The sequence below is a fragment of the Paenibacillus sp. AGC31 genome (assembly GCF_057334655.1).
In genome coordinates, this window is record NZ_JBHFJH010000046.1 from 60,718 (window position 1) to 76,143 (window position 15,426).

Genomic DNA, 15,426 nt, shown 5'->3' on the forward strand with positions numbered 1-15,426 from the left:
CGCATTCATTCATATCGTGAACGATTTAGCATGTTAAACGTTGTGAATTAAGATATCTGTGCTAGCTAAAAGGACCATTTGTTTCTTCCAGAGAGAAGAAGCAAATGGTTTTTTGTTTTGACTTCTACTTATATGACTATTTAGATATTAGGTATTAGATGTTAGTTTACATAATATTAATTATGTTTAAATATTCGCCATCCAAATCAATAACAAAAAAGCCTGTCACTTGGACAGACTCCTTTTTGGGATAAATATTGGCTTTTTACTTCTAATATGTCGGGAGTTTAACGTCCAGTAGAGCCATAGCCTCTTCTTTCTCCCTACTGGTGACGTGAGTGTACACGGTTGTTGTTTGAATTGAGGCGTGACCCAGTAGCTCCTGCACGGTACGCAGATCGGCTCCACGCCGTAACATCATGGTCGCGAAGGAGTGACGCAGCTTATGACTGGAGTAATTTTGACGTTGATTGGCTGGTGATTCCTGCTGGAAGCGTTCAAAGGTTTCTGTAGATATGAGCTGGATACTGCGAATAGACAGTCTCTTCCCTTTCTGCGAGACAAATAACGCTTCCTCTTTCGGTCGCCAAGGATCGAGACGCTCAGCCATCGCTTGTGATAATACTTTTGCCACAGTCTCCGGTACAGGTAGGGAGCGCCATTTACGACCTTTACCAAATACATCCAATGTACGTCGCTCCGCGTTATAGTCTTTGCAATCCAGAGCATGCACTTCTCCAACCCGTAATCCCATATATCCCATTAGTAGAAAAACAGCCAGATTACGTGTGCGATACTTGCCTTCTACCGACTCCAAGAAACGTGTCAGCCCACTTTCATCAAGGAAAACGGGCGCACGGTTTTTCTCGGTTTTGGATTTTTTGATCCCAAATGCCGGATTATTGGTTAACAATTCGAGTTCAATGAGGGACTTGTAAAAACAGTTCACCGCGGCATGTTTGCGATTTCTCGTGGCATCACTAACCCCACGCTCCCGCGCACGGGACAGAAAAGACAACACATGCAGCTTTTTGACCTGCTCCAGTGACTTTCCTTGAATGGAGATCAGAAATTCCACCACGTCACCCGTGTATGATTTTACCGTATAGCCTGTATATCCGGCATCCTTCATCCATATGTGAAAAGCTTCTAGCTCGTCCGCATATTGCTCCTGAATCTCCTCGGTCATCATCTGTCTACGTCACCTCAATTCAGTTCTTTATAAATTGACTAAGATTATTTACACGGGCACTGCGATGACAGAACAACCTTCCAATCGCTGTTATCCCCAGATTTTTCTGATTCCCTTTTCTCAAGGGGAAAATCCGTGGATAAAGGCGAACGCTTCACTTTTTCAGGTGCTTTCTGTCCTCTCCGTTTTCGTGTAAATGATTAGTTCAATTTATATATTTATTATAAAGCAGTGCTCTACGCTTCATCCACAATGACAATGTCGATCAGCGGAATGATCGTTTCGGGTTTGCCTTGACTGCGAGTAAGTACAAACGATGGCAATGGATTCTCGTGCAGACCATTCACGGATTCACAGATCTGAGTATACAAATCCATGTGCAACGTCTCGCCTTCACCCGCCACATCAATAACAGGCCAATCGTTCTGCACACAGGCAGGCCAGTAAGCCAGCTCATTCGCAGGTACGACACTTAATTGTTGAATAGACGGATCAATATGGTAGATCCCTTGCCAGTCAGGTTCATCGCCCAGCTTGTCCACAGCAAGTATTCCAGCCGACTGCTCATCTGGTGCAGAATAGAGTGAATAACACCACGGAGTCACACCCCAGGCAATCGCCATCAGCCCCTCTTCCAGCAACGTATCTGACAGATTCCCTTCGGAAAATTGCTCGATCAGATTATGGTTACCTTGTCCTATCAGTTCCTCTACACGTTCAGCGAGTCGAGGCAGGTCAGCGAGAATGAACCCTCCTCTCCCGTAGGAGTCAAACACATGATGGTTTCTGCTCCACACAGCTTGAGATGGTGAACTCAACGACGCTGCTTCTGCCGGGAAAAGCGATATATATACGGTGATAACCTGTGCATACTTAACCATTGCAAGCTGTTCAGGTTCGAGTGCACCTTCAGCAATACGAGGTGTTTTCATATGCAGGGAGATTCGAAGTTCGTATTCCCCCTCTGTAAATGCTGCCCAACCAAGATTAACAGACTGTTCAACGCCTTCAATAGATGCAATAGAGATTGAGCTATCCGGTTTCAGGTTAACAGCATACTGCACGTATGCTAGCTCCTGACCATAGATGATATTGGCATCCTCACGATTGACCGGTGAATCCAACTGTTGTGCAATGACAGATACTTTACGTCCATCCTTCAGAAGACGCTGCGGATCAATATCCAACTGCAATCCGTCTTCACTTCCTAGTTGTGAAACAATTAATTGCGCCTCTGCAAGTACGGATGAGTCAGCTAATGCAAATCCAAAAGCTGCATTTTGATGATCTGAATTCGTATGTAATGGTCTGTTCATGATACATCCCCTCTCTTATGTCTGATGGCATGTCACATCCCCAAATATATTTCATATTTGGCTTAGCCGCAACCCCGCCCCCGTTATTAAGTTGGTTACTTCCCTAATTACTTACCCATATATGAAGAAAATTCCAACCTTCCCCTGCTGTTATCTTCCTTTAGCTTTCTATATAAAAAAAATCCCCATCCCGCTTCGCCTAAGCGATACGAAATGAGGAAAAATGAAGATGTGCTCGGTTAAAGATGTTTGCAACCATTCTAACACGTTATCGCGTTGCTTGGTTAAATTTATTTTTGAAGATCGCTTATTTTGTTGTTTTATCGCGAAAATGTTCATGATCTGTTGCACGTGGATGAATATGAAAATGGATTAAAAACAAAACTGCGTATAATTTATATTATGCGCAGTTTTTATGAGCCTATTTTCCCTGCAAAAACATCTTATATTCCTTGTTATCTGAAGTTAAGAAAATGAGAGCTCTTTTCGTCTTTTTCCGCTGTATCTTCCTCCCTTATCCTGTCTAATTCGACGATATGAAGACATGTAAAAGAGCCACATATCCATTATGCGGCCCTTTATTTCTTACTATAGGTCGAGGTGTATATAAAAATACAAACTGACTTCATTTCAGGTTTTTATGAAAAAGTAAATTATGAGAACGCAATTCTCTCTGCATCGGACATCCGGTATTGGGTTAACAAATAATCTTTGCTCTGCATCGCCGCATGACGAATCGCATCCAGATCAACATTCAACAACTTACCCTCTCGCTTCACGAGTTTACCTGCCACAAAGACCGTATCCACATTGGATGGATTGGCAAATTGCACAACAGCGCCGATTGGATCATGAACAGGGAACATATTCAGATCGGTGGTACGAATCATGATCAGATCCGCTTCCTTTCCCGGGGTCAGCGTTCCGACCTTCTGTTCTAATCCCAGTGCTTGGGCACCAGCCGAAGTTGCAAATCTCAGTACCTGGCTGGACTGCAAGTTCAACTCGCCAGGCATCTCACCCTGTTGCAGAAGTTCTTCATTGACTCTGGATCGTTCAGCCTGAAGTGCAAACTTCATCTGCGAGAACATATCTCCGCCTGTGGATGTCACCACGTCTACACCAAGTGTAGGGGTTCCCCCATGTTCAAGAAAATAGCCGGTGGCCGGATATCCATGACCCATCATCATTTCAACTTCAGGTGTGACCGACAAGGAAGCGCCGCTATCTGCCAGCATTTTGTATTCATCCATGCCCATAGTGTTACCATGAACGATATTCACCCGTGGACTCAACAGTCCTGCTTCGTACAAGTGACTAATCGAGCGATCCACAGATCCCCAACTGCCAAATCCGGCATGCATGGAACAGATCGCATCCAGTTCTTGTGCTAGTTCGATCTCTTTCACGGTTGTATCCCAATGACTGAACTCCGGACCACGAATGGCAAGCCCATAAGTAAGTAATTGATCCCGTGATGAAAAATAACGTTCTTTGACTCTTCTCACATCATTATTCGAATACGTAAGTCGACTATCCCGATTCCAGTAGTCCGTCTCACCAGGGACTCCGTGAGCAAATACCGCCCGAATGCCAGCATCCTGAAGTCCACGAATCAGTTCATCCGTGTGGTCAGGGGAATACGGCATGCTCCAATCCAACACCGTTGTCACTCCTGCATTAAGCGCTTCCAAGGAACCGAGCAAGTTGGCAATATAACTATCTTCTGGACGGAGCTTGCTTCCCATTGCACCATAATAGAGATTTTGCAAATAAACTGGTAACGACCAGTTGGTTCCCGCTGTTTTGACAAGTGATTCCCACATATGCCGATGCGTGTCCACCAGCCCAGGCATAATAATCATCGATGAAGCATCAATGATCTCCGCATCCGGAATATCCAGATCGGGTTGAACCGCCGTGATCAACGAATCTTGGATCAGAACGTCCGCCCTCTTATACTGTCCAACTCGAGCATCCATCGACAACACACAGCCATTTTTCAACAGATAACTTGTCCGCACAAGACACATCTCCCATCTGATTTGGTTTGAAAGACGATCATATCCTGCTTACGAATCTGTACTGCTTCTGACTATTTTTTCGCTAGTATATATACATTATATAGTTATTGTTAGTATTTATCAATTTTGGGATTTTCGTTTCGCCCGAAATCTTCTGACCTTCATCAGATTTCCACACATCTTATCATCACAGTACTTCTGTGTTCTGCTTCGGGTATCATCATAGAACATCCAGCGACAATCCGAATTATCACAGATCCGAATCCTATGCCCTTCGCCCTCCACCAAAGTCGTGGCAAAATCAGCAGCTACCTCAGCCATAACCTGATGCCAATGTGCTTCTACAGCTAACAGTTGGAGTTTCAGTTCCTGATCAATTGTAGTCAATGTTCTTCTCACATGCCCTTTTTCCATAATGCCATTTAACCATTGTTTTTCTATATCCGTTAATGATGCTCCAGAAGACAAGCGAGCTCCCAGAGCCTTCAATTTGTTCCTGAAGTTTCTCATGGACAACTCATCTTCTGGAGATGCAGGGACAGAAGCGTTAAGTTGCCATCGAGCCAGAAAGTCTTGCTGCCAGCTCGCCTTCCCAAGCCTGTCCTCCGATCGATCTCCCCCACGCCAGTCGTGATAATCGCTGTTTACAAAATCGGTCCATAACCTGTCCATATATATACCTCCGTTTAGTGTAACCATCTAATTTGATAAAGAAGGTTACAACTCATCTTTGATGTGTTATATTAAGTGTAACCTCATTAACCAGTTTTAGCTAGTTACAACACATATCACAATTATACGCAAGGAGGAAAAGGCAATGACGAAAACAACAGCACTAGATGTGTTACGTATTCAGAAGGATGATACCTGGGATCAATGTAATTGGATTGTACCTTTGTCGAAATCCTTGGAGGGTCTTACAGCAGAACAAGCAGCCTGGATTCCACCCTCAGGGGGATTAAGTATCTGGCAGTTGGTTAACCATATGTATTATTACAACCATCGCTTATTATGTCGCATGCAAGGTAAGGAGCCTACCCTTCCTGCTGTAGACTCCAATGAATACACATTTGGGAATCCTGGAGATGCAACTGACACAGCCGGATGGAATACACTGCTACAAGGTACAACTCGATTAGCCCAACAGTTGCGAGATCAATTGGCTGCACTACAAGAGTCAGATCTTGAAGCCGCATATATGGACTCCGAAGAGAAATGGGCACACGAACTAGCTCGCTGGGTACTCCATGATGCGTATCACGCTGGTCAGATCGTACTCCTTCGCAGACAGCAAGGCAGCTGGAAAATCGTTTTCTAAAAAAAATGCTTGAACTGCTAGCGCTTACAGGAATAAGATGAACTTATTAATGTTACAGCTTGTTCAACACACTATATAATTGAATAGGATCTTCGGGGTAGGGTGCAATTCCCAACCGGCGGTGATGTTCTTCGGAACCAGCCCGCGACTCGCTATTTGTTCTTAACAAAGGACATTTAGCGACTGACTTGGTGTGAATCCAAGGCCGACGGTACAGTCCGGATGAGAGAAGATCAACACATTGACATGCCGTTCACGGGAAGGCCTCTTTCCTGACGCATGTCCTTGGATGAGCCCCCGTTTATTTGGTATATACCAAAACGGGGGCTTTTGTCGATTTTGCCAACTGAAGATTCCGTGTTCTGACGAAGGAGTCCTGAATATGGAAAAGACATCAGCAGCATCACCTGTTTACCGCAAGGAACGAAGTAATACCGGATTCTGGCTTGTAGTTCTAGGCGCCGCCTTATGGGGTGTCGACCCACTCTTCCGCATTATTTTGCTAAACACGATGACATCCACGCAGATTGTACTGGTGGAACATATCATCGTCAGTCTTATTGCCATTCCCGTGCTGTGGAAATTCCGGTCTGACCTGAAAAACCTGCGTGCTCGCCACTGGATTGCCGTGATTTTTATCTCATGGGGAGGATCAGCACTCGCAACGGTATTGTTCACCATGGCACTAACACATAACGATCCAAATACGGTGCTTTTATTGCAAAAAATGCAACCCCTCTTCGCTATCGTGCTGGCTAAACTGTTATTAAAAGAAACCTTGCCACGTCGCTTTGGTGGATTGTTCTTCATAGCATTAGCAGGAACGTACCTGCTTACATTTGGCTTCACATTGCCATTAGGTAACTGGGACAACTGGATTCATGCTGGAAGCTTGTTATCCCTTGGGGCTGCTGCCTTATGGGGAGGTTCAACCGTAATGGGCCGATTGATGCTGGGGCAGGCGCGTTATGAAACGGTCACCTCCCTTCGCTTTGTCGTTGCTCTCCCGCTCCTGATCTTTATGACGTGGAATGAAGGTGCGGCATGGACGTTTCCGTCCGGAACGGGTGAACAGGCTGCTGTCATCCTCAACATTCTTGGTCAGGCATTGTTACCAGGTTTGCTCAGTCTTCTGTTGTATTACAAAGGTCTGTCGTCAACCAAAGCATCTGTTGCAACACTCGCAGAACTTAGCTTCCCGATGGCGGGTGTGTTGGTGAACTGGATTGCTTTCCGTACACTGATTACATGGGAGCAGCTGCTTGGTTTTATCCTGATCTGGGTGGCCCTCTTCGCCATTTCCAGACAGCAGGAAAGATCATCAACTGCGGCTGATGCTGCACCGAAGCTGCGTACAGAGTAAGTGGATATATCTGAGGTTCACATATAAACAAATAGTCAAATATAAAATAAAACCATTGCACATCAAATTAGATGAGCAGTGGTTTTTTCAATTCCATTACTCGATCATTTTCTCAATTAGCAATATGAGCTATTAACCCTGTTCTTTATTTCTATATCGCAAATCCTCCGCTCTTCTCCCTCCAACCTCATAACGAATATGCATATCATCGCACTACGTCTCTTCTATGTTTTGTCTTTTGTCTAATCCGGTGGTACGATGACATATGGAATAAACAGATGAATTATATTCAGAGAGGAACGATCATTAATGTCTTCATTCTCATATACCTCCTACGACGCCGTAGGTTTGGCTGAACTGATCCGATCCCGGGAAGTATCCCCGGTTGAAATGCTGGAAGCGGCGTTTGCACGCCTTGAAGAAGTGAATCCGCAACTTAATGCGGTTATTCGTACATATGAAAATCGCGCACGGGAGGAAGCCGGTTTGGTTCGCCCCGGCGAACAACCTTTTGCCGGTGTGCCCCTGCTCCTGAAAGATATTTCGCAATCCTTGGAAGGTGAATTTCTGACTTCAGGCTCCCGTTTGTTCAGCGAGCATCGTGCATTACGCAATTCCAATTTTGTCACTCGACTACGTGATGCAGGCTTTATCATTATAGGACATACCAATACGCCTGAATTTGGTTTAAAAAATATTACCGAGCCCCGTCTTCATGGTCCAACTCGCAATCCATGGAATATCAATCACTCCCCAGGTGGGTCAAGTGGCGGTGCTGCCGCGGCAGTAGCTTCAGGGATTGTCCCGCTTGCCGGAGCCAGTGACGGAGGCGGTTCGATTCGTATCCCGGCTTCCTTTAGCGGCTTGTTTGGATTAAAACCAACACGCGGACGGACACCTGTGGGGCCTGGAGTTGGTCGTCAATGGCAAGGCGCATCCATTGATTTTGCCCTGTCCCGCTCGGTTCGGGACAGCGCCGCCCTCCTCGATACTTTGCAAGTCATTCAGCCTGAAGCTGCGTTTCATGCTCCACTATTTCCAGGCAGTTACTTGGCAGATATGAGCTATCCTCATCAACGCAAACTGAAAATTGCGTACACAACAGATTCACCTGTAGGTACACCCGTCAGCGCAGAAGCCAAAGAATCTGTGCACAAACTCGTTCGCTGGTTGGAAGACCAAGGGCATCTTGTTGAAGAAAAGCTGAGTCCGGTTAACGGAGTCCGGTTGATGGAGAACTACTATATGATGAACAGTGGAGAAATGGCGGCAATGATCTCTTCCATGGAACGTTCCATGGGCCGAATTCTTACCTCAGATGATATGGAGATTGAATCCTGGGTTCTGGCTGAAGCTGGCAAAAAGGTGTCCGCTGCGGAATTCGTGCATAGTCTGGCTGAATGGGATGTTGCCGCTGCTCAGATGTCCACTTTGTTTGAGCGTTACGACTTCTACGTCACACCCGTTAATGCATTTTCTGCGCCCAAAATTGGAGAGTTAACACCTCATGATGAACAGATCCGTAACCTGATGCGGATCAGCGAACTGGACAAGACCCAGCAGCAACAACTCATCTATGAGATGTTTGAGCCAAGTCTTACGTATACTCCGTTCACCCAGCTTGCGAATTTAACAGGCCAGCCTGCGATAAGTGTGCCTTTGCATATGACACCAGAAGGTTTGCCAATGGGTGTTCAGGTGATGGCAACCAAGGGACGTGAAGATTGGTTATTACATCTGGCTGGACAGCTTGAAAAGTCAGAATTATGGATCGGGATGAATGGTAACCCACTTTTTCCAGTCTAAAAATACACGTTGCACTCCCACCAGCAGACCTGTTCTGCTGGTTTTTCCCTTTTGAATAACAAGATAAAATAGTTTAGATTTCTTTTAGTTTACATAATAAATATGATGTTAATAAAATCGATATAACATCCTCCATTCCCTGTTCAGTGCATAATTTTATAGAATATAGGCGATCATAAGTTGGTGGTAAATTAACATACTGGAGGGAAATCAAATCATGGGTATTCTAAGTGGCAACCCCAAGAACGAGCCGATGCATTATGGTGAAATCTTTAGTGTATGGCAATGTTCCACAATAGCCAAAGGCGCTGTGTCTTGCTATCAAGCTTATATGAGTCATGCAGGTGATAAAGATTTAAAGAAAATATTGGAAGACCTGCTGGACCAAGCTAAACTCGAAATTAAAGAATGCGATACACTATTGACTGAAAATGGTATTGCCCCTGCACCAACACTGCCGGAAAGACCGCATGTAGAATTTGAGGATATCCCGGCTGGCGCAAGATTCACAGACCCTGAGATTGCTGCAAAAGTAACAGCCGATACCGCCATGGGTCTGGTTGCTGCAAGCCAAACGATTGGGCAATCGATCAGAGAAGATATTGGCGCGTTATTTGCTAAATATCATGCAACCAAAACAGCTCTAGGCCTCCGAATTCTTCAAATGAACAAAGAAAAAGGCTGGCTCATCCCTCCACCGCTTCAAGTCAAAAGACCGGATTCAGAATAGAGTTTATTGGAAGACGTCTAACAAAATGTTGTAGTGAATTAAAAAGACAAAGCAGGAGAAGCCCCCATTCTCCTGCTTTGTCTTTTTTTATTTTACTGTTTAATTTCCAATAGACAGGTTAATAAAATTTTGAAATCATCAGAATTTTAAGACATCTTTATTGGAGGGATTCACATGTTTCGACATCAGAAAGAGTTGCAATTTGAAGTCAAAGTAGATCGTCCCGATCCCATGCTTGCACGTCAGGTTCAAGAAGTGTTGGGAGGGCAATTTGGTGAAATGACCGTCATGATGCAGTATCTTTTTCAGGGATTCAATTGCCGAGGTGAAGAGAAATATAAAGATATGCTAATGGATATTGGCACCGAAGAAATTGGACATGTCGAGATGCTCTGCTCATTGATCAGTCAGTTGCTGGATGGTGCTACTCCTGAGGAACAACAACAAGCCGCTAAGGATCCTGTGACAGCAGCAATTATGGGCGGTATCAACCCACAACATCTGCTCGTCAGCGGTCTTGGTGGTTTGCCAACCAACTCTAACGGTGTTCCGTGGAATGGTTCGTATATCGTGGCAAGCGGAAACTTGCTTGCAGACATGCGCTCCAATTTGCATGCCGAGAGTCAGGGTCGCCTTCAGGTAGCAAGACTGTACCATATGACAACTGATGAAGGTGTGCGGGCTACTTTCCGTAAAATGTTAGCACGTGATCGTTATCACCAGTATCAATGGATGGCCGCTATTCAGGAACTGGAAGAAAAGAATGGAGTCGTTGTTCCAGCCTCTTTCCCTCCTGAAGCCGAGCAAGAATCTCAGCCGCAGGCCTATGAATTCTGGAATCTCTCCGAGGGAACTGAATCCGCCGAAGGTTTATGGGCTACAGGAAGTGCACCTGATGGAACCGGAGACTATGTATATATCTCCAATCCTGTTCCAAAGGGACAGATACCTGAGCCCGTCATTCCTGCCACGGAACTTCACCATGACCTGGATATGAGATCAACAGATAAATAAAAAGTTAAATACTATTTTTCTCGAATTAATTATAATAAATCCTGTTTATATGCTTCGCAGCAGGTTATTAGCTATTATAAACAACTATTTTTTGGAGGTGCTTAATGATGGCAACTAAGGAACTTGCATTACATGAGAAACTCGAAGTACATGAACTGCTAACTCTCAAAACTTCGTGTGCCACCAAAGCCGTAACGATGCTGGAACTCGTAAAAGACGACACACTAAAATCCTTAATCGAAGATGATTTGGACAACTCTTCCAAAGCTATTGAACAATTAAAATCTCTATTAAAATAAGGAGGGTTCTCTTATGACTACAACCAAAACGAAAGAAATGCTCGTTAAAGCCGTTGCTCCCATGGATGATATGGCCATTGCCACCGATATGCTTCTTTCTGCTAAGTCGGCGGTACGTACCTATGCGATAGCCCTTACCGAAACTGCAACCCCCCGAGTTCGGAAAGTCCTTAAAGCTCAATTGGATACTGCAATCGAAACCCACCAAAAGATCGCAGATTATATGATCAAGAATGAGATGTATCATCCCTATAGTATAGAAGAGCAAGTTGAACACGATTTACAGAAGTCAGACATGGCGTTGAAATTGTTGGATGACAACTAATGGTTAACGCCTAAAGCGACTCAGTTACGACTGGGTCGTTTTTTAATTCCAGTGTATATTTCCAGCTAGTTTTTTTCGCTTTTCTGCATACCTTTTTTTCTCAGGAGAATGACAACCAATAGTAGTACGGGTAAAAAAATCTGAAATACAGGAGAAGTATAATTCAATGTGTATCCTCGCCCTATCTCAATGTGTTCTGTAAATGTCGGTGATAAAAAAGACAACCCATATAGAACAAGCCCTACTGGAAACACCCATTTCCTATAGTTCGCTCCAGTTATTCTTTCGAGTCCAATCACGGCTCCATGGAAAAATGCAGCCATTTTAATACCCAATCCGAGGAAAAGGAGTAAAGTGAACAAGGCATCCATCCGTTCAAACACTTCAGTCAAATTGATTAATTGTACTGTCTCCAAAAGCGGGAGTGTACTATAGGCAGCAATCTGAGGACCCAAGACAAAAATGATAAGTTGATTGATAAATGTTAAAACGAGAGCCGTTAGGATATAGGCGATGATCACCGCTCTGTTAAGATTCCTTCCTTTCCGAGCATAGGGATAAAAGACCAGGAATAAGACAACCTGCCCAAATGGAAAGGATACGATCTCCGGAAAAGCAGCTTGAAAAATCGGCTTCCACCCATTCTCCATAACAGGCAAGGCCAGATCCGAGTGAAAAAGACCTGTTGTTGGAATTAAGAAACTGATTAACGCATAGCCCAGCGCCATGAGCGGAAACAGAATCATACACATGAGAAACAGTACACGATATCCATATCGTACGGTGTTGGATACAACGATAATGATGATCATGCTGATGATCCACATCGACGTTCTGTTCAGTAAGGTCAATTCAGTGACTTCACTGATGTCACGTAAATTTCGTGAAGCCTCATAGGCGAAATAAGCTACAAATGAAAGGCTTACGATTGTCCCTAGTACTTTTCCCATATAACGGCGACACAGAAGAAACAAATCCAATTCAGGTTCCTGATGATGAATAGCCAGATGTAGGAGTAGTAACACCAAGCCACCAGCAGCCCCGGCGAGCATGGCTAACCATGCATCCTGTTTGGCATCTCCACCTATCAGAAACAAGGTTGTACTGCCAACTTCAAATAAGGAAAGACAAACAGCCAATTCGGATACGCGAAGCTCCCTAGACAATTTCATGATTGAACCTCTCCTTGGTGTTAGTCTTTCTGTTCGCCAAGCAACTTGCTGAAAGAATCTTGAAGCAAACCTACTCGTTCCAAAGTTACGTTTACGTTTATGTTAATATCCATCTGTGCCAATTCACTAGACCAGTTGTCTTTTAGAACTTTCCACTCTTTGGGATGTCTTTGATGTATTTTGTTCGCGATCCCCAACATATCGACATGAAGCCTCTGGTTCCCTCTCCATCCGTCCAATATCTGTGCTTGAATGACTTGTTCAGCCTGTCGCTGCAATTCATGAATAGTGTGTGTTCTAACTATATCCTCACCAGATGTGCTCTCATCCAGTTCAGCGTCGACCTTTGCATCTACCTGAACAGCATAATGAAGCCCCTTTTTCACAGGAACGACCTTAACTTTTGCTTTGCGCACAAGAAAAGAGTTCACCTCCCCCTTTGCACCTTTATAGGTCAAGTTGGTCCAGTTCACCCTGTCTGTTAGCCAGACGATACCCATACTTTCTTTTTGGTTCAGAACTCCGATCTTTTTGTCTTTGAGAAATACACTTAATCCTTGAATTCTTAAATTCCCGGGTATTGATGTTTCCTTAAAAATATCAATTGAACTCTGTTTGTTATCGCCCAGTGTATCTGTTGTAACACCAGGAATTCCGGCTGATCCACTGTCTGAAGTGATCTTCAGAGCAACCTCATGTATGTTCATCACGGGATAGTACGACCCTTTTTCATTATTCCGTTCCAAAATCTCGGATAAAGCACGGCCAGGCTGTTTCTCTGGAGGAATCAATTTTTCGAGATACTCCCTTGCTTGACCATCTGCAATAATAAGTTTGGCAGATTCCCGAGAACCAATATTTCGATAATAGTGATCCATGATCTCCGCAATCCCGTATCTTGCCGCTTCTTCACCAATCAGAACGACATTGGTATGTGCAAAATATAATCTTTTGGGATTCTCCACGCTGCTTTGGGCAACAGCTTCCCGAATCGTTTTGCCTTCTGATGAAAATGTGTTCACGGGGGCTTGAGATCCACCAGACGACGACCCAATTGAACTGCTCGCTGGTGGTACAATAATCTGATAGGTAATGATCCACTTTCCGTTTTTTCGATCAAATCCTGTTGCTGTTGCGATGCCCAGATCATTTAATTCTGTGCGATTTCCACAACCAGCAGTAATCAGTCCAACCATGAGTAAGATTAATATGGACTGCAAACGAATCATATAAATCGCTCCTTATTCGTTCTCAGCTTCATTAATACGGTCTATAATGTTATCCGATCCTGACGGGTATTGATGAGGGGCTTGTCTCGTCTTATTCGTATTGGACTTCTCATCAGGTCTAGTCTTCATAGCCCACCAGGGTACTCTCAACCACAGATCCTTCATATTTGACTTGAAAAACGGACTATACGGCATCAGATAGTCAACGCCAAATGACTTCAGAGATACCAGGTGTGCAAGTAATGGGATGGCTCCGGCCAATATGCCGTACAGCCCCAGCGTACCTGCCAGTACCATAAACGGAAAACGTAATAGCCTTACTGCTGTGGCCATACTGAAATAGGGTATAGCAAAATTCGCTATTGCTGTAAAAGAAACCACAATGACCATCGCGCCTGAGACCAATCCCGCCTCTACCGCAGCTTGTCCGATGACCAATGCACCAACAATGGAGATTGCAGGTCCAATGGCTCGCGGCATTCGCACTCCAGCTTCACGAATGACCTCGAACGTGATTTCCATAAGGAGAGCTTCAAGTAATGCCGGGAAAGGGACCCCTTCCCGTTGTGCAGCCAGGGTGACCAATAACGTTGTAGGTATCATCTCCTGCTGAAAGGTGGTTAGTGCGATGAAAGTCGAAGGCAGCAACAAAGATACGAGGAAACAGATTAACCGTATAATCCGCAGAAAGGTAGAGATATCATAACGCTGATAATAATCCTCGGGCGTTTGAAAAAAATTAAAAAAAGTCACAGGTGCAATCAAGGCAAATGGCGTACCATCTACCATAATGGCTACTTGACCATCCAATAGACTGCCGGCAACCGTATCTGGGCGCTCCGTATTGATCATGGTCGGAAAAGGAGTAAGCGGTGCATCCTCAATAAATTCTTCTATGTAACCACTCTCGAGTATACTATCTGTGTTGATGGCATTTAAACGCCTAGTAACCTCTTCAATGACTTGTGGCTTTGCAATACCCTGGATGTAAGCCAGTGCAACCACTGTCTGGGTGTACTTTCCAATGGTATGCATCTGGAATTTTAAATCAGGAGTTCGTATTTTTCGTCGAACAAGAGTAATGTTGGTCGTTAGTTCCTCTGTGAATCCTTCCTTTGGTCCTCTGACCACCGTTTGGGACGTGGGTTCCTCTACAGATCTTCTGGCTCCTCCGGCGATCGGCACTGCAAGAACATTCTTTACACCATCAATAAGAATAACGACGTGGCCTGTTAACAAAGTTTCATAGATAAGTTGCGGCGAATCAATATTTCGGATATTTCCGGCGGGTAAGATTTTTTTCACTAACACATCTTTAGGCTGATCTCCCGGTAGCGGATCTGTATTCATCCATTGAATGATATTGTCCATAAGTTCAACCAACAGCGTAGAATCTGTTAACCCTTCCATGTAACAAACAGCTAGAGCAGTACCCTCCTCCTCTAACATAGGGAACTCCCGAACTACAAAATCAGGACTATACTCAAATGCCTCGATAATACTGTTAAGTTTATCTTCTAGCGAAATATCCAGTCTTTGTGAATGTTGTGTTCGTTTATTGAATGTTTCTCCTTTCTTTTGTGATGTAAATGCCTCCTTTATCCAACGTATAAGCATACAATCACCCCCACTATTTCC

Annotated in this window: 14 protein-coding genes and 1 riboswitch; of the genes, 7 read left to right on the forward strand and 7 right to left on the reverse strand. The window is 44.4% G+C overall.

Features of this window, described 5'->3' with window-relative positions:
• Window positions 1-271: 271 nt before the first annotated feature.
• The 4 genes from ACE04G_RS27460 to ACE04G_RS27475 form a co-directional block, all read right to left on the reverse strand.
• Complete coding sequence (locus ACE04G_RS27460; RefSeq protein ID WP_449005473.1) at window positions 272-1,192, reverse strand: tyrosine-type recombinase/integrase; 921 nt, start codon at window positions 1,190-1,192, stop codon at window positions 272-274.
• A 236-nt stretch (window positions 1,193-1,428) separates the two neighbouring features.
• Window positions 1,429-2,508: a hypothetical protein gene (locus tag ACE04G_RS27465; protein WP_449005474.1), complete on the reverse strand. Its 1,080-nt coding sequence runs from the start codon at window positions 2,506-2,508 to the stop codon at window positions 1,429-1,431.
• A 653-nt stretch (window positions 2,509-3,161) separates the two neighbouring features.
• Complete coding sequence (locus ACE04G_RS27470) at window positions 3,162-4,532, reverse strand: amidohydrolase family protein (RefSeq protein WP_449005475.1); 1,371 nt, start codon at window positions 4,530-4,532, stop codon at window positions 3,162-3,164.
• 120 nt (window positions 4,533-4,652) lie between these two features.
• Complete coding sequence (locus ACE04G_RS27475; RefSeq protein WP_405117691.1) at window positions 4,653-5,204, reverse strand: CGNR zinc finger domain-containing protein; 552 nt, start codon at window positions 5,202-5,204, stop codon at window positions 4,653-4,655.
• A gap of 145 nt (window positions 5,205-5,349) precedes the next feature.
• Between ACE04G_RS27475 and ACE04G_RS27480 the strand changes: the two genes are divergently transcribed.
• From ACE04G_RS27480 to ACE04G_RS27510, 7 genes are all read left to right on the forward strand, one after another.
• Window positions 5,350-5,850 carry a DinB family protein gene (locus tag ACE04G_RS27480; RefSeq protein ID WP_339177056.1) on the forward strand — a complete coding sequence of 167 codons (501 nt, stop codon included), beginning with the start codon at window positions 5,350-5,352 and terminating at the stop codon, window positions 5,848-5,850.
• 84 nt (window positions 5,851-5,934) lie between these two features.
• A riboswitch (FMN riboswitch) is annotated at window positions 5,935-6,088 on the forward strand.
• A 144-nt stretch (window positions 6,089-6,232) separates the two neighbouring features.
• The gene (locus ACE04G_RS27485; protein WP_221821591.1) at window positions 6,233-7,213 is read left to right on the forward strand and encodes a DMT family transporter; all 981 of its coding nucleotides are present in this window, start codon (window positions 6,233-6,235) and stop codon (window positions 7,211-7,213) included.
• Between the two features lie 309 nt (window positions 7,214-7,522).
• Window positions 7,523-9,019, forward strand: a complete 1,497-nt coding sequence (locus ACE04G_RS27490; RefSeq protein ID WP_405117692.1) for an amidase — start codon at window positions 7,523-7,525, stop codon at window positions 9,017-9,019.
• 217 nt (window positions 9,020-9,236) lie between these two features.
• Window positions 9,237-9,749, forward strand: a complete 513-nt coding sequence (locus ACE04G_RS27495) for a DUF3231 family protein (protein WP_237174895.1) — start codon at window positions 9,237-9,239, stop codon at window positions 9,747-9,749.
• A gap of 174 nt (window positions 9,750-9,923) precedes the next feature.
• On the forward strand, window positions 9,924-10,763 hold the full coding sequence (locus ACE04G_RS27500; protein ID WP_339177060.1) for a manganese catalase: 840 nt from the start codon (window positions 9,924-9,926) through the stop codon (window positions 10,761-10,763).
• A 104-nt stretch (window positions 10,764-10,867) separates the two neighbouring features.
• Window positions 10,868-11,062 carry a spore coat protein gene (locus ACE04G_RS27505; protein ID WP_445253682.1) on the forward strand — a complete coding sequence of 65 codons (195 nt, stop codon included), beginning with the start codon at window positions 10,868-10,870 and terminating at the stop codon, window positions 11,060-11,062.
• Between the two features lie 13 nt (window positions 11,063-11,075).
• On the forward strand, window positions 11,076-11,387 hold the full coding sequence (locus ACE04G_RS27510) for a spore coat protein (protein ID WP_449005476.1): 312 nt from the start codon (window positions 11,076-11,078) through the stop codon (window positions 11,385-11,387).
• Window positions 11,388-11,452: 65 nt separating this feature from the next.
• Here ACE04G_RS27510 and ACE04G_RS27515 read toward each other — a convergent pair whose 3' ends face one another.
• The 3 genes from ACE04G_RS27515 to ACE04G_RS27525 are packed head-to-tail and all read right to left on the reverse strand — an operon-like array spanning window position 11,453 to window position 15,405.
• Window positions 11,453-12,559: a GerAB/ArcD/ProY family transporter gene (locus ACE04G_RS27515; RefSeq protein WP_449005477.1), complete on the reverse strand. Its 1,107-nt coding sequence runs from the start codon at window positions 12,557-12,559 to the stop codon at window positions 11,453-11,455.
• Between the two features lie 20 nt (window positions 12,560-12,579).
• Window positions 12,580-13,788 (reverse strand): Ger(x)C family spore germination protein, encoded by a 1,209-nt coding sequence (locus ACE04G_RS27520; RefSeq protein WP_307411499.1) that lies wholly within the window; start codon window positions 13,786-13,788, stop codon window positions 12,580-12,582.
• Window positions 13,789-13,800: 12 nt separating this feature from the next.
• Entirely contained in the window at window positions 13,801-15,405 is a 1,605-nt protein-coding gene (locus ACE04G_RS27525) for a spore germination protein (protein ID WP_449005478.1), read from the reverse strand.
• Between the last annotated feature and the right edge of the window lie 21 nt (window positions 15,406-15,426).